The 22843-nt window shown below is 64.4% G+C and carries 14 protein-coding genes; 4 read left to right on the top strand and 10 right to left on the bottom strand.

The window, feature by feature from the left end; genetic code table 11:
* Window positions 1-15: 15 nt before the first annotated feature.
* The 3 genes from FME97_RS05055 (at window position 16) to FME97_RS05045 (ending at window position 6464) form a co-directional block, all read left to right on the top strand.
* Window positions 16-1815 (top strand): SusD/RagB family nutrient-binding outer membrane lipoprotein, encoded by a 1800-nt coding sequence (locus tag FME97_RS05055; protein WP_141428173.1) that lies wholly within the window; start codon window positions 16-18, stop codon window positions 1813-1815.
* 216 nt (window positions 1816-2031) lie between these two features.
* Window positions 2032-4356, top strand: coding sequence for a glycoside hydrolase family 20 protein (locus FME97_RS05050; RefSeq protein WP_141428172.1), 2325 nt, complete (start codon window positions 2032-2034; stop codon window positions 4354-4356).
* A 2-nt stretch (window positions 4357-4358) separates the two neighbouring features.
* On the top strand, window positions 4359-6464 hold the full coding sequence (locus tag FME97_RS05045) for a glycoside hydrolase family 20 protein (RefSeq protein ID WP_232522936.1): 2106 nt from the start codon (window positions 4359-4361) through the stop codon (window positions 6462-6464).
* Between the two features lie 224 nt (window positions 6465-6688).
* On the opposite strand, the gene FME97_RS05040 is transcribed toward FME97_RS05045, so the two are convergent.
* From FME97_RS05040 to pflB, 5 genes are all read right to left on the bottom strand, one after another.
* Entirely contained in the window at window positions 6689-8476 is a 1788-nt protein-coding gene (locus tag FME97_RS05040; RefSeq protein WP_141428171.1) for a glycoside hydrolase family 15 protein, read from the bottom strand.
* Window positions 8469-10739 (bottom strand): bifunctional alpha,alpha-trehalose-phosphate synthase (UDP-forming)/trehalose-phosphatase, encoded by a 2271-nt coding sequence (locus FME97_RS05035; RefSeq protein ID WP_141428170.1) that lies wholly within the window; start codon window positions 10737-10739, stop codon window positions 8469-8471. The genes FME97_RS05040 and FME97_RS05035 overlap by 8 nt, the downstream gene beginning before the upstream one ends.
* A gap of 144 nt (window positions 10740-10883) precedes the next feature.
* Window positions 10884-12032, bottom strand: coding sequence for an acyltransferase (locus FME97_RS05030; protein ID WP_141428169.1), 1149 nt, complete (start codon window positions 12030-12032; stop codon window positions 10884-10886).
* Window positions 12033-12355: 323 nt separating this feature from the next.
* Window positions 12356-13081, bottom strand: a complete 726-nt coding sequence (gene pflA, locus FME97_RS05025) for a pyruvate formate-lyase-activating protein (protein WP_141428168.1) — start codon at window positions 13079-13081, stop codon at window positions 12356-12358.
* Between the two features lie 9 nt (window positions 13082-13090).
* Window positions 13091-15319 carry a formate C-acetyltransferase gene (gene pflB / locus FME97_RS05020; protein WP_141428167.1) on the bottom strand — a complete coding sequence of 743 codons (2229 nt, stop codon included), beginning with the start codon at window positions 15317-15319 and terminating at the stop codon, window positions 13091-13093.
* A gap of 304 nt (window positions 15320-15623) precedes the next feature.
* Here pflB and FME97_RS05015 point away from each other — a divergent pair, with 304 nt between their 5' ends.
* Window positions 15624-16016, top strand: a complete 393-nt coding sequence (locus FME97_RS05015; RefSeq protein ID WP_141428166.1) for a DUF2721 domain-containing protein — start codon at window positions 15624-15626, stop codon at window positions 16014-16016.
* A 302-nt stretch (window positions 16017-16318) separates the two neighbouring features.
* On the opposite strand, the gene FME97_RS05010 is transcribed toward FME97_RS05015, so the two are convergent.
* From FME97_RS05010 to FME97_RS04990, 5 genes are all read right to left on the bottom strand, one after another.
* Window positions 16319-18547, bottom strand: a complete 2229-nt coding sequence (locus tag FME97_RS05010) for an inorganic phosphate transporter (RefSeq protein ID WP_141428165.1) — start codon at window positions 18545-18547, stop codon at window positions 16319-16321.
* Between the two features lie 80 nt (window positions 18548-18627).
* Window positions 18628-20076 carry a sensor histidine kinase gene (locus FME97_RS05005; protein ID WP_141428164.1) on the bottom strand — a complete coding sequence of 483 codons (1449 nt, stop codon included), beginning with the start codon at window positions 20074-20076 and terminating at the stop codon, window positions 18628-18630.
* Entirely contained in the window at window positions 20054-20734 is a 681-nt protein-coding gene (locus FME97_RS05000; protein WP_141428163.1) for a response regulator transcription factor, read from the bottom strand. The genes FME97_RS05005 and FME97_RS05000 overlap by 23 nt, the downstream gene beginning before the upstream one ends.
* 106 nt (window positions 20735-20840) lie before the next feature.
* The gene (locus FME97_RS04995; RefSeq protein WP_141428162.1) at window positions 20841-21905 is read right to left on the bottom strand and encodes a bifunctional 3-deoxy-7-phosphoheptulonate synthase/chorismate mutase type II; all 1065 of its coding nucleotides are present in this window, start codon (window positions 21903-21905) and stop codon (window positions 20841-20843) included.
* A gap of 37 nt (window positions 21906-21942) precedes the next feature.
* Window positions 21943-22788, bottom strand: coding sequence for a prephenate dehydratase (locus FME97_RS04990; RefSeq protein WP_141428161.1), 846 nt, complete (start codon window positions 22786-22788; stop codon window positions 21943-21945).
* Window positions 22789-22843 lie beyond the last annotated feature (55 nt).

Genomic DNA, 22843 nt, shown 5'->3' with positions numbered 1-22843 from the left:
AAGAGATAGATCGCTATGAAATTCAAGAATATTATCCGATACACCGCCGCTCTGGCTCTCCCGGTCGCTCTGTTGGGAGGCTGTACCGGCGATTTCGAGGAGCTGAACACCAATCCCATCGAAGTGAATCCCTCCGATCTGCCCTTCGAGGCGCAGTTCCTGGAGCCGATGAGTTACAGCTACCCGAACCAGCAGAACCTGTTCCAGTACTGGACGAACCTGCAGATCGACATTTTCGGCGGGTACTTCGAGAGCCCCAACGGAAACTTCACGAACCAGCGCTACGACATCAATCGCGGCCACTGCGGCGGCATGTACGAGAACTTCATGCTGCATATCATCAACAATACGGGCCGCCTGATCAAGCAGTGCGACGCCGAAGGCAAGTTCGACTTCTCCGCCACGATGCGTATCGTGCAGACCTACAACCTGCTCGACTTCACCGATGCCTACGGACCGGTCCCCTTCTTGTCGGTGTTCAAGACGGCGGGCGACCCCGTCCAGCCCAGTTCGTTCGCCTACGACACGCAGAAGGCCGTGTACGAGGCCATGCTGGAGGATCTGGATACGGCGCTCCAGGGTCTGAAGACCGAGACGGCCGGCATGAACACCTACGACATCTGGTGCGGCGGCGACCGTGCGCTGTGGGCGAAGGTGGCCAACCAGCTCAAGCTGCGCATCGCGCTGCGCATGGTGAAGGTCGATCCCGCGCAAGCCGAGACGGTGGCCCGGGCGGCGATTTCGGCCGGGGTGCTCGAGGACAAGGACATTCTGATCTCGAAGGGCTTCGAGAACGAAATGTGGCTCATGTTCAACTGGGGCGACTGCGGTGCGAACGCCTCGCTCGTCACGATGCTCAAGGGCTTCAAGGACCCGCGTCTGAAGCTGTACTTCACGAAGAACACGCAACCCATCGTCAAGCCGGGCGCCAAGCCGCTGCAGGTGCCTGACAAGGACGGCAAGATGGTGGACAAGAAGGACGACGACGGATTCCTGGTCTATGCCGAGGAGGACTACCTCACCGATCCCGAAACGGGCGAGAAGCTGAAGCCCGGCACGGCGTATATCGGCATTCCCGCCGGCTGCGCTATCGGCGGCAAGCCCAACCAGTACAGCAACTATTCGGGCTGGGCCGGAACCTTCTCCATGCCGCAGCCGATCATGTTCGCGGCCGAGGGCTGGTTCCTTCGCGCCGAGGCGGAGCTCCGGTGGCCCGGTATCGGCTCCGAAGACGTGAAGACGCTCTACGAGAACGGTATCCGGACTTCGATCAAGAACCAGTACGCCTACCGCAAGTCGTACGCCGAACAAGGGTATTCGGAGTTCAAGCAGTCGCTGCCTGAGGACTGGAATACGCTCGCCGACGATGCCACGATCAACGCCTATATCGCCGGTGAGACGGTGCAGACGGATTATACCGATCCCAACACCGCATTGAACGGAGCTTACAATTCGAAGGCGCTGAACCTGTTGTCCGTGAAGTGGGACAGCGGTGCTTCGAAGGAGGAGCAGCTCCAGCGCATCATCACGCAGAAGTGGATCGCCGTGTTCCCGCTTTCGACCGAGGCATGGGCCGAGTACCGCCGTACGGGCTATCCCAAACTCTTCCAGGTGAAGCAGAACGCCAGCAACGGCGTGATTTCCACGGAGCTCGGCCCGCGTCGTTTGCCTTACAGCGATACGGAGATCAACGCCAACACCGCCGAGTATAACAAGGGCGTGGAACTGCTCAACTCGGAGGCTTCGGGCGGCACGAGCGGCGACAACGCCGGAACCCGCCTCTGGTGGGACCGCGCCGACAAGGGCAACTTCTGATCCCTGCCGACGGACTGATTCGGGGGACCCGCCGACGAAGGCGGGCCCCCTTTTTCGTTTTTTTCGGGCCGTGCGGCCCGGAATCGGCTTTCGCAGGCGGGTCTTTCCCGGGAAACTCGTATATTTGCAAAGCGGCCGCCGCGGACGATGCGGCGTCTGCGCGCTGCGGACGGCTCCGGGCCGGACCGCCGGATTACGGACCAAACCATTTTTACGATGAATAGATTGTTCGCTTTGTGTGCATCGGGGCTGTTGCTGGCCTCCTGCGCCGGGAAAACCGGCTCCTACGAGCTGATTCCCTATCCCAACCATCTGACGCCCCGTGCGGGCGAATTCGCGGCGGCGGGCGCCGCCGTCGCGTGCGACGAACGGCTCGACGAAGCCTCGCGCGCCGTGGTCGAAGAGTTCGCGGTCCGGCTCTCGGAAGCCTCGGGGGCCGAGAGCGCGGTGACCTATGAGGCCCTTCCGGCGGCGGGCGGATTCCGCTTCCTCATGGACGAGTCGCTCGCTCCGGAGCGTTACAGGCTCGACGTGACGACGGACGGCGCCGAGGTGCGCGCGTCGTCGCTCCGCGGATTCCTCTATGCCGTGCAGACGATCAAGCAGCTGCTTCCGGCGGCCCTCTACGGCGGTGCGCCCGCCGTAGAGAGCGAGTGGACGCTGCCGTGCGTCGAAATCGACGATGCGCCGCGCTTCGGCTACCGCGGGCTGATGCTCGACGTGGCGCGCCACTTCTTCGATGCCGTGCAGGTGAAGAAGATCATCGACCTCATGGCGTTCCACAAGCTCAACACGCTGCACTGGCATCTGACGGACGATCAGGGCTGGCGCATCGAGATCAAGCGCTATCCCCGTCTGACGGAGTACGGCAGCATTCGCAAGGGAACGGTCGTGAAGAAGAACTGGGACCAGTACGACGGCGTGCCTTACGGCGGTTACTACACGCAGGAGGAGATTCGCGACGTGGTGGCCTATGCGGCTTCGCGCGGGATCACGGTGATTCCGGAGATCGACCTCCCGGGCCACATGCTGGCGGCGCTGGCCTGCTACCCCGAGCTGGGCTGCACGGGCGGTCCCTACGAAGTATGGGGGCGCTGGGGCGTGGCCGACGAAGTGCTGTGCGTCGGCAAGGAGAAGACGTTCGAGTTTCTGGAGAACGTGCTCCTGGAGGTCATGGAGCTGTTCCCTTCGGAGTATATCCACATCGGCGGCGACGAGTGTCCGAAGGTGCGCTGGGAGAAGTGCCCCGTGTGCCAGGCGAAGATCCGCGAGCTGGGCATCGAGGGCGACGACAAGCACGCCGCGGAGTACTACCTCCAGAGCTATGTGACGGCCCGCGTGGAGAAGTTCCTCAACGAGCACGGCCGGCGGATCATCGGCTGGGACGAGATTCTGGAGGGCGAGCTGGCTCCGGACGCTACGGTCATGTCGTGGCGCGGTTCGGAGGGCGGCATCGCCGCGGCCCGGCTGGGACACGACGCCATCATGACCCCCACCTCGCATTTCTACTTCGACTATTACCAGGCCCGCGACATCGAGAACGAACCGTTCGGCATCGGCGGGTACGTGCCCGTCGAGAAGGTCTATGCCTACGAGCCGATTCCCGACACGCTGTCGCAGGAGCTGGGGGCGCATATCCTCGGCGTGCAGGCGAATCTCTGGGCCGAATACATCAAGACCCCCGAGCATCAGGAGTACATGCTGCTGCCGCGCATGGCGGCGCTGAGCGAGGTGCAGTGGTGCGACCGCGGCAGCCGCGAGTGGACGCGTTTCGCCGGGGCGCTGCCGCATATCGTGGACATTTACGAACGCATGGGGTACAACTACTCACCCGTGGTCTTCGGCGTGAACTGCCGTGTGCGCAGCCTGCCGGAGAAGAAGTGCGTCGAGGTGACGCTCTCGACGCTGGGCGACGCGCCGATCCACTACACGCTCGACGGTTCGGAGCCGACGGCCGAAAGTCCGCGCTATGCGGCTCCGATCGAGATCCGGAAGGGCTGCACGCTCAAGGCCGCGGCGCTGCGCGACGGCGTGCGGTCGCGGGTGCTGGTGCGCAATTTCTCGGATAACAAGGCTATGGGGCATCCGGTGACGCTCGTGACCGAACCGCTGGGCAAGTACCGCTTCGGTGCGCCCGAAAGCCTCGTGGACGGCATCGAGAGCTATTTCAGCTATGCCAACGGCGACTGGGCGGGCTGGTTCGGCGATCCGATGGTCGTGGACATCGACATGGCGGGCGCGTCGTACGGCGAGGTGCGGCTCGGGACGCTGGTGCTCAAGGACGAGGACATCTTCCCGCCGCTGACGCTCGTGGCGAGCACCTCGGAGGACGGGGAGCACTTCACCGAGGCGGGGCGTATCGAGATCCCGATGGAGACTTCGGCCGATCCCGATGCGCTGAAGAGCTATACGGTGTCGTTCCCCGAGACTTCGGCCCGCTACCTGCGCGTGGAGGCCCGGACGGTGAACCCGATTCCCGAATGGCACGGCGCGCGCGGGAAGAAGGGATTTCTCTTCGTGGATGAAATCTGCGTGAATTAACCATGAGACGGATACTCGGCAGGGGACTCGCCGTCCTGCTTTCGGTGGCGGCGGTCTCCGCTCCGGCGCAGCCGGAGACAATGCGGCCGGAGACGGTCGGGGAGGGAACGCCGGAAGCCGCCGCCCCGCGGGGCGTGATTCCCGTTCCCGTCTCCGACGTTCGGCGGGAGGGAACCTTCCGTCCGGGAGAGCCGTTTACCTATGCGGTCCGGGCGCCGCACGGCGATGTTCCGGCGGCGGAACTGGCCGCCTGCCTCGACGGGCTGGGCTGGCGGCAGGCCGGAAAGGGGCGTCCCGATCTCGAAATTGGGATCGACCCCGCGGCGCGCGGCATCGCCTCGGAGGAGGCCTACCGGCTGGAGATCGCGCCGCGCGGGATCGCGGTGTCGGCGCGGACGGCGGCGGGCGCCTTCTACGCCGTGCAGACCCTGTTGCAGCTCACGGACGACGGACGCGCGGAGGAGATCGCCTGCCGCACGATCGAGGATGCGCCGCGTTTCGCCTACCGCGGCTTCATGATCGACGTGAGCCGCCATTTCCGGTCGGTGGAGTTCGTCAAGCGTCAGATCGACGCCATGGCGCTCTTCAAGCTCAACCGCCTGCACATGCACCTGACCGACGGCGCCGGATGGCGCATCGAGATTGACCGTTACCCCCGCCTGACGGAGTTCGCGGCGTGGCGGCCCTACGAGGACTGGCAGAGCTGGTGGGAAGGCGACCGCAGCTACTGCGAGGCGGACGATCCGCGCGCCCGGGGCGGCTTCTATACGAAGGAGGAGATCCGCGAGATCGTGGAGTACGCCCGGCTGCGGCATATCGAGGTGATTCCCGAGATCGAGATGCCGGGCCATTCGGAGGAGGTGACGGCAGCCTATCCCGAGCTGGGATGCCACGGAGAGCCGTACCGCGACGGCGACCTCTGCCCGGGCAACGAACGGACGTTCGAGTTCCTGGAGAACGTGCTCCTGGAGGTCATGGAGCTGTTCCCTTCGGAGTACATTCACATCGGCGGCGACGAGGCCGGAAAATCGGCGTGGCGCGACTGTGCGAAGTGCCGCGAGCGGATGCGGAGCGAAGGGCTGAAGGACGTGGACGAGTTGCAGAGCTACCTGATCCACCGCATCGAACGCTTCCTGAACGCGCACGGCCGCCGGCTGCTGGGCTGGGACGAGATTCTCGACGGCGGGCTGGCGCCCGGCGCCACGGTGATGTCGTGGCGCGGCACGGAGGGGGGCCTGAAGGCGATCCGTGCGGGTCAGCAGGCGGTTTTCGTTCCCGGGGAGTTCTGCTACCTCGACTATACGCAGGACGCTCCTTTCACGCAGCCCCTCTCGATCGGCGGCTATACGCCGCTGCGGAAGGTCTATTCGTTCGAGCCGGTTCCGGCGGAGATGACGCCCGACGAGGAGCGGCTGCTGCTGGGCGTGCAGGCGAACCTCTGGGCCGAGTGGATTCCGACGGACTCCCATTACGAATACATGATGTGGCCGCGGCTGATGGCCCTCGCGGAGGTGGCGTGGAGCCGCCCCGGGCGGAAGGATTACGAGGCGTTCCGGCAGCGGGCGTTGCAGGCTTCCGAACAGTTGCGCGGACGCGGATACGCGCCTTTCGACCTGCGTACCGAGTACGGCGAACGGCCCGAGAGCCTCGCGCCGAAACACCATCTGGCCGAAGGGTGCCCGGTGAGCTACGCTACGCCGTGGCACGGAAATTATCCGGCCTCCGGGGCGGCGACCCTCACGGACGGGGTGCTGGGCGGCTGGACCTACGGCGACAGGCGGTGGCAGGGATTTCTCGATTCCGACATGGATGTCACGGTGGACCTCGGGCGCACGATGCCGGTACGGTATGTCGGTGCGACGTTCATGCAGTCGGCGGGACCCTATGTCTGGATGCCGCGCGAGGCGGAGATCTACGGATCGGAGGACGGTGAGCGGTTCACGCTGCTCGCGACGGTGCACAACGACGTCCCGCCCGCGTGCCCCTACCTGCTTTTCAAGACCTTCGCCTATACGGGGGAGACGCGGGCGCGTTACGTGCGCTATGTCGCGCGCAGCGGCGGCATCCCCGGCGGCTGGCTCTTCGTCGATGAGATCGTCGTGCAGTAGCGGCGGCATGAAAACGGATGCGGCCGGGCGGGAAGCCCGGCCGCATCTTTTTACGGCGGCCGCGTCTCCGGCATGTTGCTGCCGGTACGCTGTTCCCGCCGTACCGAGCCTTCGGTATGCCGTTCCCGGCCTGCGCCGTCTTCGGAACCGGCTCTTCCCGGCCTGCGTTTTCTCCGGGATGTCCGGCGCGCCCGTTTCGCCCGGGGCGGCGGCTCCGGTCCGGATTACGGACGGATGAATCCCAGCCGGTCGTCCTCCTCGGCGAAGAGCAGGGCGGTATTGACCACGGCGAGGTGCGAGTAGGCCTGCGGGAAGTTGCCCGACTGTTCCTTCGTGTCGAAGTCGAGGTGTTCGCTGAAAAGTCCGAGGTGGTTGCCGTTGCGGAGCATCTGGTTGAACAGCGTCTTGGCCTCGTTGTGCTGCCCGATGACGTAGAGGGCGCGGATGAGCCAGAAGGTGCACATCGTGAAGGCCGAGGAGGGAACGCCGAAGTCGTCCTCGTTGTTGTAGCGGTACATCAGTCCTTTGTGGAAGAGGGCCTTGCGGACGGCCAGCACGGTCTTGCGGTAGCGCGGGTCGGCGGCCGGGATGAATCCGTAGGGCTCCATGAGCAGCAGCGACGAGTCGAGGGCCAGGTTGCCGTAGCTCTGCGAGAAACTCTGTATCTCCTCCTTCCAGCCGTGTTCCAGCACGTCACGGCGGATCGCCTCGGCCTCCTCGCGCCAGCTCTCGGCGCAGGCGTGTTTGCGCAGCATCGCGGCGATGCGCGCTCCGCGGTCGAGCGCCACCCAGCACATGACCTTCGAGGAGACGAAGTGCTGCCCTTCGCCCCGGATCTCCCAGATGCCCTTGTCGGGGTTGCGCCAGTTCTCCGAAACGTTGTCCAGAATGCTCTTGACCAGCTCCCACATGTCCTCGATCTCGTCGAGCGTGCCGGGCATCAGCCGGTAGTATTGGTAGATCAGGTCCATGAGGTAGCCGAACGAGTCGTTCTGCCGCTGGCGGTAGGCGTCGTTGCCGATGCGTACGGGGCGCGACCCGGCGTAGCCCGCGAGGTGGTCGAGCGTCGTCTCGGTTAGCGTCCGTTCGCCGCGGATGCCGTACATGATCTGGAAGTCGTGGCTGGCGGAGAGCGTGGATTGGATGAATTTCATGAAGCGGCGGGCGGCCCCGACGTGCCCCACGCGGAACATCGTTTCGATGGACATGGAGGCGTCGCGCAGCCAGCAGAATCGGTAGTCCCAGTTGCGTTCCTCGCCGATCGTTTCGGGCAGGCTCGTGGTGACGGCCGCGAGCATGGCGCCGTTGTAGTAGGAGAGGAGCTTCAGCACGAGCATGCTCCTCTCGATGACGTCGTTGTAGCAGTTGTACTTCTTCGTGCGGTTCGTCCAGTTGAGCCAATAGACCAGCGTGCGGCAGTATTCGATCTTCTCGCGTTCGATGTCGATCGGGATGGCCTTCTCGTTGTAGGAGAGCAGCAGGAATTCGTCCTTCTCGAGCGTGATTTCGCGCCGTTCGACGATCGCGTCGAGCGGGAGGGAGGAGTAGAGGTACTGGCGGTCTTTCCGGTCGTACGAGCTGCACGTTTCGACATACTCGGGCGTGACGCGGAGGCTCACCTCGCCCCGGGCGTAGTTCGGAGCTGGAGCGTAGTCGATGGCGAGGCGGGGACGGCCCCGCACGAGGCGTATGTAGCGGTAAAGCTCGGCCGGCAGGTAGTGCTCCTTCTCGAAGGAGCGGTAGCAGGGCATGTAGTCGAGCACCTCGAACTCCCCCTCGTCGGCCGAAAAGCGGGTCGAGAGGATATTCGTGTGGGGGACGTAGCTCTGCCGGACCGCATAACTGCCGGAGACCTCGAAGCCGAACGAGCCGCCTTTCGCACGGTCGAGCAGGGCGGCGAATACCGAGGGCGAGTCGAAGTCGGGGAAGCAGAGCCATTCGATGCGGCCCCGGTCGGAGATGAGCGCGGCGGTGCGGCTGTTGCCGATGATGCCGTAGTTGAGGTTATTCATGGCGTGTCTTGTTGTTTTTCAGCAGTCCTTTCAGGAATCCGAGCGGCAGCCGCAGCCCCTTCCGGCCTTCGGAGGCCGCCGTTCGCGGGCCGGCTTCGCCGCGCGTCACTTCGCGCAGGAAGGGCAGCACCTCGGCCTGCGCCGCGAGGTTGTGGGTGGCACATTCGGAGACGTTGCCCACCTTGACGGTCACGGCTTCGGGCGACAGCGCACGGAACATGTCGTCGTCGGTCGTGTCGTCGCCGAGGGCCAGGATGAAGTCGTACCGTTCGGAGGCGAGGAGCCGTTCGACCTCCGAGCCTTTCGTGCAGTCGGGGGACTTGATCTCCACGACCTTGTCTCCCTGCATGATTTGCAGTCTGAGCCGGGAGCAGAGCGGCGCGAGGTGATTGACGAGCTGCTGCGCCCGGAGCGAGCCGAGCCAGGCGTCGCTCTGGCGGTAGTGCCATGCCAGCGCCGTCTGCTTCGTCTCCAGCCGGGCGCGGGGCGTCTTGGCGACGAACCGTTGCAGGAGCGTCAGCAGCTCGCCGTCCCACTCCGCGGAGCGGAGGTTCTTGTGCCAGACTCCCGCCTCCTTGTAGAATCCGCCGTGCTCGGCCGCGAGCGACAGGGGCATTGAGCCGAACCACCGTTCGAGCGTCTCGTGGTCGCGGCCGCTGTTGATGACGACCCGGTTGGCCGGGTCCCCGGAGAGTCTGCGCAGCAGGTCGAGCAGTTCGGGCGTCGGCGCGGCGTCCTCGGGACGGGGACGCAGGGCGGCCAGCGTTCCGTCGTAGTCGAACAGGAGCAGCCGCCGCTTCGCCCGGCCGTAGGCCGCCCTGACGGCCGCCGTCGTTCCGACGGAGATGCGTTTGCGGCGCAGGCGTTCGTTTTTCCGCCGGGTGGCGTCCAGTTCTTCGAGGAAATCGGCGGCCCATTTGTCCACGGTCTGCGTGCAGATCGTCCGCTGCATGTCGCGGATGCGCCGCCGCTGTTCCCCGACCGGCATGGTCAATGCCTCGACGAGGCTCCGCTCGATCTGTCCGATGTCGTTGGGATTGATCTGCAGGGCCTCGGACAGTTCGACGGCAGCACCGGCCATTTCGCTCAGTATCAGTACGCCCGGATTGTCGGTCTTGGTGGCTATGTACTCCTTGGCCACGAGGTTCATGCCGTCGCGCAGAGGCGTGACGAGCGCCACGTCGGCGACGCAGTACATGGCGGCCAGCTCCTCGAAGGCGAAGCCGTGGTAGAAGTAGCACACCGGCGTCCAGTCCATCGTGGAGTACTTGCCGTTGATCGAGCCGATCTCCTCGTCGATGTGCGTCTTCAGTTCGGCGTAGCTTCCCACGTGGTCGCGCGAGGGGACGATCACCATGGCCAAGGTCACCTGACCGCGGTATTCGGGATGGTGCTCCAGAAATGCGGCGAAGCCCCAGAGCCGGTGGAGGATGCCCTTGCTGTAATCGAGCCGGTCCACGGCGAGCACCAGCTTGTGCGATCCGAAGAGGCGGCGGGTGCGTTCGACGGCGGCGCGGACCTCGGGCTTCTGCGAGGCGCCGTGGTAGAGGTCGTAGTTGATCCCCATGGGCAGGGCGTTCACGCGGACCACGCGGTCGCCGAGCTGCACCTCGTCGAGCCGGAAATCGAGGTGCAGAACCCGTTCCACCGTGCTGATGAAATGGCGCATGTAGTCGTGCGTGTGGAAGGCCACGAGGTCGGCGCCCAGCAGCCCCCGCAGCACTTCGGCGCGTTCGGGCAGGATGCGGAACAGTTCGTAGGAGGGGAAGGGAATGTGGTGGAAGTAGCCGATCTCCAGTTCGGGGCGGGCTTCCCGCAGCATGCCCGGCAGGAGCATCAGTTGGTAGTCCTGCACCCATACGATATCGCCCGGCTCGGCCAGCCGGCAGACCGTCTCGCAGAAAAGACGGTTCACGGCGCGGTAGGCCTCGCGGTAGCTCGCCTTGTAGCGGGTATAGGCGAAGAAGTAGTGGCACAGGGGCCAGATCGTGCTGTTGCTGTAACCTTCGTAGTAGTCGGCGATCTGGCCGGCGGTGAGGAAGACCGGATGGAAACGCAGGGCCTCCAGTTCGTCGGCCGTCTTCCGGCGGCACTCTTCCCCGTCGGGGCAGAATCCCGGCCAGCCGATCCAGTGTTTTTCGTAATCGGTGTGCAGGGAGTCCAGTCCGGTGGCGAGGCCGCCCTCGCTGCGCGCGAAAAGCAGACGCCCCTCCTGCTCGGAGACCTTCACGGGCAAGCGGTTCGATACGATGTAAAGTTTCATGCTCCCGACGGCCGCAATTTGCGTACAAAGCGCCCGTCCGGAATATACCGTATTGACAGCAAGCGATTAAGGGCGTGCCGGAGAATCGTTCGGCTCTCTCAAAATGAGACCCTCCCTTTCATTTTGAGAGGGCGGCGCAACGGTTCACTCCACCAGCCGCCGCGTGATGCGGCTGCGCTGCATGAGCCATACCGCGCCGTAGCTCACGGCGAAGGCCGCGCAGGCGTTCAGGACGATGCGCACCGGCACGGGCAGTCCCGGGATCCGGCCGATGAGGTCGTAGCCCGCCTGTACGAAGACGAAGTGGCAGAGGTAGATGCCGAACGTCGCGCCCGCGATCCGCGCGAGCCATGCCCGGGGCCGCGAGGCGAGTTTCTGCACGACGAGGAAGACCGGAAGGGTCATCATGAAGACGTTGATGCCCGCGAAGTACCAGACGATTTCGAGGTAGGCGTAGTTGCCCGGGAAGAGCTTTTGCAGCAGCACGTAGCCGAAGGCCGTGACGAGGTAGCCGACGGCGAAGAGCGGGATGCAGACGCCGAGCGTCCGACGCCAGCTCCAGGCGGGCGGGAATTTGACGAGGTAGTGGGCCAGCACGAGGTATCCGGCGAAGCCCGAGACGTAGTGGAAGGTGCCGAATTCGTTCCAGTCGCAGATGCCGTAGAGGCCCATGTTGCCGTAGTTTCCGGCGTATCCCGCCAGCGGCGCGAGGAGTTTGACGTAGGGCAGCAGCAGCGTGATGCCCCAGATGCCGAGCAGGATGCGCAGGTCGCGCCGCGAGGCCCGCTCGAGCCATGCGCTCAGGACGGGCATGACGAGGTAAAGCCCTGCGAGCATGTAGAGATACCACAGCGGCGTGGTTTCGTAGGTGAAGTTGAATATGAAGTTCCAAAGTTTGGGAAGCGTGGCCTCCCAGGTGTAGTTCCCGGCGTCGAGCGACGTCTCCGGAGCGATCCGGGTGTAAAGGAGGTAGAGCAGGGGCAGCGCCACGGACCAGAAGATGAGCGCCAGCAGGATGCGTCCGATGCGTTTGCGGTAGAAGACCGCCGTGTCGGTGCGCACGGGAAGCAGCAGCACGCCCGTCATCATGACGAACAGCGGGACGCAGCAGCGGACCAGGCTGCCCGAGAAACAGCCGTAGAGGAAGGTCGGACGGTCGCTGTCGAAGACGGCGACGAAGGGATCGCAGCAGTGGGAGAACACCACCAGGAAACAGGCGAGGACGCGCAGCAGGTCGATCCAGCCGATGCGCTCGCGGGAGGCGGTTTTCAGGTCGGGCAGTCGTTCGCTCATGGCAGTTTCGGGTTGATTTCCGGCGAAGATACGAAAAAATCCGGAACCGGCCGCCACGTCAGTGCGGCCGGTTCCGGATTTATCATGGGAAAAGCCGGATTGCCCGAACGATTTTTCCGGAACCCTGTTTTTCCGGTGTGAGTCCCTCCGCGCTTTCCGGGGATGTTCCGTCGCGTTGCCCGGACGGGCTCGCCCGGGACCGGATCCCGTGCGCGGACTTTCCCGATGCGGCGCTTTCCCGAATGGCGATGGCGGCCGGCTGCGCCGCGGTTCCGTATTTTTCCGTCCGAACGGCCGCTTTGCGTTCCCTCCCCTTTTCGGGATCAGTTCACCACCACCGTCCGAAAGTACTCCCTGAGCAGGGCCGCGGCGCGGTCGAGCTGCTCGGGGGTGTTTTCGCGCACGTCGCGCAGCGGATACTCCAGCCCCATCGCTTCGTATTTGTGTACGCCGAGGGTGTGATAGGGCAGCAGTTCGACCCGTTCGATCATCCGGTATCCGCCGAGGCGCTCTCCGAGGGCGCGGATGTCCTCCTCGGCGTCGCTGTATCCCGGAACGAGCACGTAGCGCAGCCAGAAGGGCCTGTCGTGCTCCTCGAGCCACGCCGCGGTGCGCAGCGTGGGGGTGTTGTCGCGCCCGGTGAGCGCCCGGTGGCGTTCCGGGACGGCCTGCTTGACGTCGAGCAGCACGAGGTCCGCCAGCCCCAGCAGCTCCTCGACGGCGGGATTCCACACCCCGCCGTTCGAGTCGAGGCAGACGTGGATCCCTTCGGCCCGCAGCGCCCGGACGAGCGGAATCAGCTCCGCGGCCTGGAACGTCGGCTCGCCGCCCGAGAAGGTGACGCCGCCCCGCCGGCCGAAGAAGGGTTTCTGGTCCCGGGCCATGCGGAGAATCTCCGCGGCTTCGGTCGGCGTGCCGCCGCAGGCTTCGATCGTGTCGGGATTGGCGCAGTAAAGGCAGCGGAAGTTGCAGCCTTGCAGGAAAACGACGAGCCGGAGTCCCGGCCCGTCGAAAGTTCCCATGGATTCGTAGGAGTGTACGCGTAGCATGGCGTCGTCCTACATGCGTTCGTGGAAGCTGCGGCTGATGACCTCCAGTTGGTGTTCGCGGCTCAGCTTCGTGAAGTTCACGGCGTAGCCCGACACGCGGATCGTCAGTTGCGGATACTTCTCGGGGTGCTCCATCGCGTCCTCGAGCATCGAGCGGTTCAGCACGTTCACGTTCAGGTGGTGCGCCCCTTTGGTGAAGTAGCCGTCGAGCATCGTCACCAGGTTGTCCACGCGGTCCTGATCGGTGGGGCCCAGCGACTTCGGCACGATCGAGAAGGTGTTCGAGATGCCGTCCTGCGAGTCGCGGTAGCGGAGTTTGGCCACCGAGGCGAGCGAGGCGATCGCGCCGCTCTTGTCGCGTCCGTGCATCGGGTTGGCGCCCGGAGCGAAAGCCACGCCCTTGGCGCGTCCGTCGGGCGTCGCGCCGGTCTTCTTGCCGTACATGACGTTCGAGGTGATCGTCAGCAGCGACAGCGTGGGGCGCGCGTTCTTGTAAACGGGCAGCTTCTTGAGTTCCTCGCTGAAGTAGTAGACCAGATCGACGCCGAGGTGGTCCACCCTGTCGTCGTTGTTGCCGAAGCAGGGGAAGTCGCCCTCGATGTCGAAGCCTTCGGTCAGCCCCTCGGCGTTGCGGCGGGGCGTCACCGTGGCGTACTTGATGGCCGACAGCGAGTCGATGGCGATCGACAGTCCGGCCACGCCGTAGGCGAGGTTGATGCGCGGGTCGGTATCCACGAAGGCCATCTGCGCCTTCTCGTAGTAATACTTGTCGTGCATGTAGTGGATGATGTTCATGGCCTCGTTGTAGATGCGGGCGATCTCGTGCAGCACCTTCTTGTAGTTCTGCATCACCTCCTCGAAGCGCAGCGGCCCCTCCGAGAGAGCCGGAATGCCCTTGACCATCAGCGTGCCGGTGTTCTCGCAGCGGCCGCCGTTGATGGCCAGCAGCAGTGCCTTGGCCAGGTTGGCGCGGGCGCCGAAGAACTGGATCTGACGGCCGATGTCCTGATACGACACGCAGCAGGCGATGCCGTAGTCGTCCGAGCCGCGCACCTCGCGCATCAGCTCGTCGTTCTCGTACTGGATCGAGCTGGTGTCGGCCGACACCTTGGCGCAGAACTCCTTGAAGCCCTGCGGCAGCTCGGGGCTCCAGAGCACCGTCATGTTGGGCTCGGGCGAGGGACCGAGGTTGTAGAGCGTTTGCAGGAAGCGGAACGAGGTCTTCGTCACCTTCGTCCGGCCGTCGTTGAAGCGGCCGCCGATGGCCTCGGTCACCCACGTCGGGTCGCCGGCGAAGATGTCGTTGTAGGACTGCATTCTCAGGTGGCGGACCATGCGGAGCTTGATGACGAACTGGTCGATGAGCTCCTGTGCGAACGTTTCGTCGATCAGGCCGTGCGCGAGGTCGTACTCGATGAAGATGTCGAGGAACGACGAGACGTTGCCCAGCGACATGGCGGCGCCGTCCTGCTCCTTGACGGCCGCGAGGTAGGCCATGTAAACCCACTGCACGGCTTCCTGCGCCGAATGGGCCGGACGGCTCAGGTCCAGGCCGTAGTACTCGCCCAGCGTGCGGATCTCCTTCAGGGCCTTGATCTGCTCGGCGACCTCCTCGCGCAGGCGGATGCGGGCCTCGGTCATCGGGCCGGTGAGGTTGCGGAGGTCCTGCTGCTTGGCCTCGATCAGGCGGTCGGTTCCGTAGAGCGCCAGACGGCGGTAGTCGCCGATGATGCGGCCGCGGGCGTAGTTGTCCGGAAGGCCCGTCAGGAAGCCCAGCGAACGGAACGAGCGGATCTCTTCGGTGTAAACGTCGAACACGCCGTCGTTGTGCGTCTTGCGGTAGTGGGTGAAGATGTCCTTCACCTTCTCGTCCACGTCCGTCCCGTTCTCCTTGCAGGCGCGCGAGACGACGTTGATGCCGCCGAAAGGCTTGATGGCGCGCTTGAGCAACTCGTCGGTCTGCAGGCCCACGATCAGTTCCTGCTCGCGGTCGATGTAGCCGGCCTTGTGCGAGGTGATGGTCGAGACGGTCTTGTTGTCCAGCGAACGGATGCCGTTGTTCCGACGCTCCTCTTCGAGGGCCTCGAGGCAGAGATTCCAGATGTGTTTGGTACGCTCGGTCGGGCCCTGCAGGAACGAAGCGTCGCCCAGATAGGGGGTGATGTTCGTCTGTACGAAGCTCGTGACGTTGATCTCTTTGCTCCAAAGCCCGTCGATGAAGGTTTTGTTCGGTTCCATAGAAGATATTGTTCTTTTTGAGATTTAAATTGTCGTATTTCGGCGTGCAAAGATAAGCGAATTTTTCGGGAAAACGGGACAGTCGCTTGCATTTCGTATGAAACAGCCGTCAGAATACCTGCAATCCGGTATTTTGCCCGCCCGTTTTTGCGCAGCCGGCGACGGACGGGGCGAAGGAAGATTGCGACGTTCCGAAGAAGGGGCGCCGGGCGGACGGCGGCTCCGGCGGAACATTCCCGGCGGGCGGGGGCGAGGGCGTTCCGGAAATAATTCGTAATTTTGCCGCCGAGAAAAACCGATTCCGATGGAAGAACTGACGCTTACCACTCCGGCACTGCTGTTTTCGGCCGTGTCGCTGATCCTTCTAGCCTACACCAACCGTTTCCTCTCCTATGCGCAACTGGTGCGCACCCTCAAGGAACAGCACCTGGAACACCCTTCGAACGTGACGCGGGCGCAGATCGACAACCTGCGCCGCCGGCTGCACCTCACGCGCACGATGCAGGCGCTGGGGGTGTCGAGCCTTTTCCTGTGCGTCGTGACGATGTTTCTGATCTATGTAGGTCTGCTCGTGCTTTCGGCCTATGTTTTCGGCGCTGCGCTGCTGTTGCTGATCGGATCGCTCGGGGTGTCGATCCGGGAGATTCAGATTTCGGTCCGGGCCCTCGAAATCCATCTGAAGGACATGGAACGGTAGGCCGGCCGGAGCGCCGCAAAAAAAACGAAGATGCGGCAACCTCGCGTCGCGGCATCTTCCCACCAACTTATGTAACCTAAAACCAACTCGGTGAATCCCTGTTTCCGGGTTTCACGCTGCAAATATACGGGACCGTCGTTTCATCCGGATGACGGTCCCGTTGCGTTTCCGTGTCGTGCGCCGTTTCCGGTGCGGGCTGCCCCCGCCCGCCCGTGCTTTCCTAAAGGAGCGCGGACGGAAAAGCCCTCCTTTCCGTCGCACGGAAAGGAGGGCTCGCGTTGTCGCGGCGGGAAACCGCGGGATCATTTCTGTCCGGCGACGTCGAGGAAATAACGCTGCGATTTGAGCAGGTTGCGGGCCTGGAGCACCATCGTCTTCGTCTCGTTGAGGATCGTCAGGTAGAGTACGCTGGCACGCGTGCTGCCCGATGGGTCCTCGTGGATGCGGCGCAACTGGTTCTTGATCGCCCCGACGATGGTATCGAAGAGCCTGTCGCGCATTTCGAGCACCAGATCCAGGTCGGCGAAGTTCTCGGAGGAGAGCATGTCGTTGATCTTGTCGAAGATGGCCTCCACCTCGTCGTTCACGCGCATCAGGTCCACGATCTGCTCCTTCGACAGTCCCTTGTGGTTGTTGTCGATGTGCTCGAAGGCCGGGCGCGTGATGTGGATGAGCGCCTTGGTCACCTCCGAAAGGTAGTCGGTCACTTGCACGTAGAAGTGGCCCGTGTTGATGTCGCACTCCTGCAGGCGGCGCAGCGTCGTCACGATGCCGTACTTGCGGTCGCGAGCTTCGGTGAAGAGTTTGTCCGAGGTCTGCACCATCTCCTTGAGCACCTTGCGGTTCTCCTTGAAGACGGCGACCAGCGTGCGGTTGTAGATGCGCGTCACCTCCTGCATCGTCGTGCACACCTCGCCGATGCAGGCGTGCATCACTTCGTCGGGCGTTCCGGCGTCGTCGAGCGGCTGCCGGGCCGCTTCGGCTTCCTTCTCTTCCGGGGTCTTGCGGTGGCTGCGGACGAGCAGCCAGGCGCAGAGGACCGTGAGCGCGGCGACGGCGATCCATCCGCCCCAGAGCAGCAGGGCCGTCGTGGCCAGGGCGATGAGGAAGCCTCCGAGCGCGGTGATGAACCAGCCCGATATGACGGCCATGACGCCCGTGATGCGGTAAACGGCGCTGTCGCGTCCCCACGAACGGTCGGCCAGCGACGAACCCATCGCCACCATGAAGACCACGTAGGTCGTCGAGAGGGGCAGTTTGTAGGAGGTTCCGATCGCGATGAGGATCGATGCGGCGGTGAGGTTCACCACGGCGCGGATCATGTCGTACTGGGCCGTGGTGCGTTCTTCGGCGGGCAGCGGCTCGAAGCGGCGGTCGATGGCCTTCTGAACGCGTGCGGGAATCATGCCCGACCAGAGGTTGTTGAGCAGCAGCGTGGCGCGCACGAGGCTGCGCGACACGTAGGTCGAGCCGAAGCGCTCCGACTCCTCGTGCTGCGAGGCGAGCGAAAGCTCGGTTTCGGCGACGTGGCGCGACTTTTTCGAGAAGAAGAGCGTCAGCACCATGATCAGACCCGAGGCGAGCAGAATGAGGAAGTTCGCGCGGGCGGGATGGGCCAGTCCGTCCATCATGATCGACTCGCTGCCTGCGTCGCGGGCGATTTGCAGGGCGTCGTAGCTGGCCATCGGCACGCCGATGAAGTTCACCAGGTCGTTGCCGGCGAAGGCCAGCGCCAGGGCGAAGGTTCCCGAGAGGATCGTGATCCGCATGATGTTGAACCGCATCCGCTGGAGTATCCACAGGATGAGCGACGCCGCGGCCCAGAAGGCGAAGAGCGTCAGCAGGACGTGCTCGCCGACATACTGCGTGATGTCGGAGGGGATCAGTCCCGAACTCTTGAGACCCTTGAAAAGGGCGAAGTAGAGGATGCCCGAGAGCGATATGCCGCACCAGAACGCGCCCCAGCGGCGGAATGCGGGGTGGTAGCGGAACGAGAAGATGAGCCGTGAGATGTACATGAACAGCGTGCCGGCCGCGAAGGCGAAGACCACGGAGACCAGAATGGCGGCGATGATGACCATGGCCTTGCCCGTGTTGATGAACTGCGAGAGGTCGTGCAGCGAGAAGGAGGGGTCGGCCGCGATGCGGAACAGCGCGGTGGCCACGGCGGCGCCCAGCAGCCCGAATACCATCGACACGGTGGTCGAGGTCGGAAGTCCCAGCGTGTTGTAGAGGTCGAGCAGCAGCACGTTGCCCAGCATCATGCCCAGGAAGAGCATCATGATTTCGGAGAAGGAGAACTGCCCGGGATAGAAGACTCCGCTGCGGGCGACCTCCATCATGCCGCTCGAGGTGAGCGTGCCGATCAGGATGCCGGCGGCGGCGATCCAGAGGATCACGCGGCGCGGGGCGACCTTCGAGCCGATGGCCGAGTTGAGGAAGTTGATGGCGTCGTTGGCGACGCCCACGACGATGCCCAGAATGGCCAGAACGGCCATGATGACGACGATCGCGATGAAGAGAGGGGACATAGGGGAACCGTATTTTTACGTTTGTACGGTGCAAAGTTCCGAAACGGATGTTACAATTCCGTTACGGGGACGTTGCTCTCCTATGAAACTTTGCGCAGGGTGAAGCGGAATTCCAGTCCGCCTTCGTCGCGGTTGCGGACCGAGATCGTGCCGCCGTGGAACGCCACGGCGTTGCGGACGATCGCCAGCCCGAGCCCCGTGCCGCCGAGTTTGCGCGAGCGTCCCTTGTCCACGCGGTAGAAGCGCTCGAACAGGTGCGGGAGGTGCTCTTCGTCCACGCCGATTCCGTTGTCGGCGAAGAGCACCGTGCACTCCTCGGGCGTGTCCTCCGCGAGGCGGATGAAGATGTCGCGCCCGCCCGAGTAGGCGGCGGCGTTGTCCGCGAGGTTGCGGAAGACGGAGGCGAGCAGCGAGGGGTTGCCGAAGACCTCGACCCGCCGCGGGAAATCGACGTGGACGCGGAGCCGCTGGTCGGCCGGGCGCAGCTCCATGTCGGCGGCCGTTTCGGCTATCAGGTCGTTCAGCACGACCGGTTCCTTCCGGATCAGCTGGCTCGCCTCGTCCATGCGCGTCACGGTCGATACGTCGGAGAGCAGGCGGCGCAGCCGTTCGGTCTGCGCGAGGCTCTTCTCGAGGAAGGCCGTGCGGCGTTCGGGCGCGATCCGCGGGGAGGCGAGCAGGGTCTCCAGATACCCCTGGATCGCCGCCACGGGGGTTTTCAGTTCGTGGTTGATGTTGTTCGTGAGCTGTTTCTTGATGCGGATCTTCTCCTGCTCCTCGTGCAGCGCCAGCGCATGTTCCCGGTCGCGGTCGGCGGCCGTGCGCTGGAGGTCGGCGTAGAGTTGCACGATGTGGCGCGAGATGTCGCCCAGCTCGTCGTGCGGGAAACTGGCGGTCTGGTCGATCCGTTCGCCCCGTTCGGCGCGGCGGGCGAAGTCGCTCAGCCGCGTGATGTTCTGCCCCAGCCGCCGGGTGGCGAAGTAGCCCGCCACGCTCATCAGCAGCGTCATGCCCAGCATGAACCACAGATAGGCCGGATCGGCCGAGAGGATTTCGGCGAGCGGCACGGAATAGGGTACGGCCGTGCGGACGATCCAGCGGTCGTCGGCCATGGCGGAATAGAAGTAGTTGCGGTGCGTGCTCTCCGAGTGGCGGCGGATGGTGTAACCCGTGCCGTCGCGCAGGGCGGCGGCCACTTCGGGGCGGCCGAGGTGGTTCTCGTCCGGCAGCGTGTCGAGCGAGTTGTCGAACAATACGCGTCCCGAGCGGTCGATGAGCGTGATGCGGAGGTCGTCGAACGGCCCCCCGCAGCGGGCCGCGATCCGTTCGGGGGCCTCTCCGGCGGCGTAGGCGTCGAGCACCCGCAGATTGACGAGTTGCAGGCGGTCGTCGAGCCGTTCGACCTTGAACCGTTTTTCGCGGCCGTACTGGAACAGCACGAAACTCCCCACGAGCGTCCAGAGGAAGAGGAGCAGCCCGAGGAAGAGGCGGCGGTGGTAGGAGAGCCTAACCCTTGAACCCGTAGCCATAGCCCTGACGGGTTACGATGTATTCGCCGTAAGGGCCTATCTTGCGGCGCAGGCGCGTGATATTGACGTCGATGGTGCGGTCCAGCACGACCACCTCGTCGCTCCAGATGCGGTGCAGGATCTCCTCGCGCGAGAAGATCGTGCCCCGGTGGGCGATGAGCAGCGCCAGGATCTCGAACTCCTTCTTGGTGAGCGGGATCTCCTCGCCGCCGAGCGTGCAGACCTTGCGCCGGAGGTCCATCTCCAGCTCTTCGAACCCGATGCGGTCTTCGGCCGGCTGCGCCGCGGCGGTGCGTCGCAGCACGCTGCGCACGCGGGCCAGCACCTCGCGCACGGAGAAGGGTTTGGCTATGTAGTCGTCGGCCCCGAGGTTGAGCCCCGCCACGGTGTCGTCTTCGTTGTCCCGGGCCGTGCAGAAGATCACCGGGATATTCGCCGTCTCGGGGTTCGTCTTGAGCATCTGCGCCATCCGGAATCCGCTGATTTCGCCCATCATCACGTCGAGCAGGATGAGCGAATAGCGTTCGGGGTGCATCCCGAGGGCCTGTTCGGCGCTGTACGCCACATCCACTTCGTAACCCTCGACCTCGAGATTGAATTGCAGGATTTCGCACAGCGACTCTTCGTCGTCCACCACCAGAATCTTGTGTTTTGCCATAGCTGTCGGAGTTTGCGGATCGGATTTCGCCCCAAAATTACGCAACATTCGCCGATGTTGCATGCCGTGCGCCGATTTTTAACGGAAATGTAACCCGCACCCGGCGTCACTTCCCGAGCACCTGCATCTGCTGCCGGACGGACTCCTCGTGGATGGCCTGCATCACCGTGCGCATGAATTCGCGGTCCATGCCCATCTCGACGGCCTGTGCGGCGCGGCGTGCGAGCAGCTCCTCGTAGCGCTGCGCCTGCAGGACGGGCATGTCGTGCTCTTTCTTGTACTGCCCGATTTCGTGCGAGACGCGCATCCGCCGCGCCAGCAGTTCGAGCAGCTCGTCGTCGAGCTTGTCGATCTGCGCCCGCAGTTCGTTGAGGTTCTCGGTCGTGGAGGTCTGTTCGCGGATCGTCAGGTTGCGGACGATGTAGGCCAGCGCTTCGGGCGTCACCTGCTGCGCCTTGTCGCTCCAGGCGCAGTCGGGCGAGCAGTGCGCCTCGACGATCAGGCCGCCGAAGCCGAGGTCCATGGCCTGCTGCGAAAGGGGGGCGATCAGTTCGCGCTTGCCGCCGATGTGGCTCGGGTCGCAGAAGATGGGCAGCGACGGCAGACGGCGGTGCAGCTCGATCGGAATGGCCCACATGGGGTGATTGCGGTAGAGGCTCTTGTCGATCGAGGTGAAGCCGCGGTGGATGGCTCCGATGCGGCGGATGCCGGCGTTGCGGATGCGTTCGATGGCGCCGATCCACAGCTCGAGGTCGGGGCTGACGGGGTTTTTCACCAGCACGGGGATGTCCTGTCCCCGGAGCGCGTCGGCGATCTCCTGCATGGCGAAGGGGTTGGCGGCCGTGCGGGCGCCGATCCACAGCAGGTCGATGCCGCCCGCCAGCGCCGCGGCGACGTGCTCGCGCGTGGCGACCTCCGTTGAGACGTACATGCCCGTTTCGCGCCTGACGCGTTGCAGCCACGGGATGCCCGCCGCGCCGACGCCCTCGAATCCGCCCGGCTTGGTGCGGGGTTTCCACAGCCCCGCGCGGTAGATACGGAAGCCTTCGGCGGCCAGCAGGCGGGCCGTTTCGATCACCTGTTCTTCGGTTTCGGCGCTGCAGGGGCCTGCGATGACCAGCGGTCGCCGGGGATCCACTCCGGGGAGTGCGATGGGTTGAATGTCGTTCATGGTCTGAAGTATGTTTTTCGTTTTGTCGTTTCGTGATTCAGAGGGCCGGATCCGTGCATTCGGCGTATTCGCCCAGGATGCGGAAGCCGCTCGTGAGCGGGCGGACCGCGCCGACGGCCTGGCGGAAGCGCCGGCGACGGTCGAAGGTGACGTCCGCGTAGAAGCGGTACTCCCATTCGCGGCCGACGATCGGCAGCGACTGGATTTTCGTCAGGTTGATGTCGTAGAACGAGAGTACGGTGAGTACCTTCGACAGACTGCCCTGCGTGTGGGGAAGGGTGAAGAGCAGCGATGCCTTGTCGATGCGTTCCGGTTCGGAAAAGGCTTCGGCGCGGCTTTCGTCGGCGAGCAGCAGGAAGCGGGTGAAGTTGTGTTTCGTGGTCTCGATCTCCCGTTCGAGTATCTCCAGTCCGTACAGTTCGGCCGCGTCGGCGCCGCAGATGGCCGCCGTGCCGCATAGGAGGCCTTCAGCGATTTCGCGGGCGCTGCCCGCCGTGTCGTCCCGCTCGACGACCTTCAGCGCCGGATGGGCTTTCAGGAAGTCGCCGCACTGCATCAGGGCGATCGGATGCGAGCGCACCTCACTCACGGCGTCGAGTCCCTGTCCGGGCAGCGCCGCGGCGACGTGCGAAATGCGGAGCTTCTGCTCGCCGACGATCCGCGCGCGGCTTTGCCGCAGCAGTTCGTGGTTGGGAAGCAGGCTGCCCGCGATGGTGTTCTCGATGGCGGCGATGCCCAGCAGCGCGGGGTCGCCGGCCATCCGGGCGAACAGTGCGCCGAAACTCCGGCAGGGGACGACCTCTATCGCCTCGTCCCGGAAATAACGGCGCGCCGCCGTTTCGTGGAAACATCCTGCGATGCCCTGTATCGCTACTCGTTTCATGTCGGGTGTGTAAAAATCGGAAAATCCCGCTCTTTCGGGAGCGGGATTTTCGTGT

Source organism: Alistipes dispar, from assembly GCF_006542685.1.
Taxonomy (GTDB): domain Bacteria; phylum Bacteroidota; class Bacteroidia; order Bacteroidales; family Rikenellaceae; genus Alistipes; species Alistipes dispar.
This window is presented reverse-complemented; position numbering and strand designations above follow the sequence as displayed.

Coding starts and splice junctions, on each gene's coding strand:
- pflB (WP_141428167.1), bottom strand. CDS start 15,319: ATGGAACCGAACAAAACCTTCATCGACGGGCTTTGGAGCAAAGAGATC.
- FME97_RS05010 (WP_141428165.1), bottom strand. CDS start 18,547: ATGTCCCCTCTCTTCATCGCGATCGTCGTCATCATGGCCGTTCTGGCC.
- FME97_RS05035 (WP_141428170.1), bottom strand. CDS start 10,739: ATGAAACTTTACATCGTATCGAACCGCTTGCCCGTGAAGGTCTCCGAG.
- FME97_RS04990 (WP_141428161.1), bottom strand. CDS start 22,788: ATGAAACGAGTAGCGATACAGGGCATCGCAGGATGTTTCCACGAAACG.
- FME97_RS05055 (WP_141428173.1), top strand. CDS start 16: ATGAAATTCAAGAATATTATCCGATACACCGCCGCTCTGGCTCTCCCG.
- FME97_RS04995 (WP_141428162.1), bottom strand. CDS start 21,905: ATGAACGACATTCAACCCATCGCACTCCCCGGAGTGGATCCCCGGCGA.
- FME97_RS05015 (WP_141428166.1), top strand. CDS start 15,624: ATGGAAGAACTGACGCTTACCACTCCGGCACTGCTGTTTTCGGCCGTG.
- FME97_RS05030 (WP_141428169.1), bottom strand. CDS start 12,032: ATGAGCGAACGACTGCCCGACCTGAAAACCGCCTCCCGCGAGCGCATC.
- FME97_RS05045 (WP_232522936.1), top strand. CDS start 4,359: ATGAGACGGATACTCGGCAGGGGACTCGCCGTCCTGCTTTCGGTGGCG.
- FME97_RS05040 (WP_141428171.1), bottom strand. CDS start 8,476: ATGAATAACCTCAACTACGGCATCATCGGCAACAGCCGCACCGCCGCG.
- FME97_RS05050 (WP_141428172.1), top strand. CDS start 2,032: ATGAATAGATTGTTCGCTTTGTGTGCATCGGGGCTGTTGCTGGCCTCC.
- FME97_RS05000 (WP_141428163.1), bottom strand. CDS start 20,734: ATGGCAAAACACAAGATTCTGGTGGTGGACGACGAAGAGTCGCTGTGC.
- pflA (WP_141428168.1), bottom strand. CDS start 13,081: ATGCTACGCGTACACTCCTACGAATCCATGGGAACTTTCGACGGGCCG.
- FME97_RS05005 (WP_141428164.1), bottom strand. CDS start 20,076: ATGGCTACGGGTTCAAGGGTTAGGCTCTCCTACCACCGCCGCCTCTTC.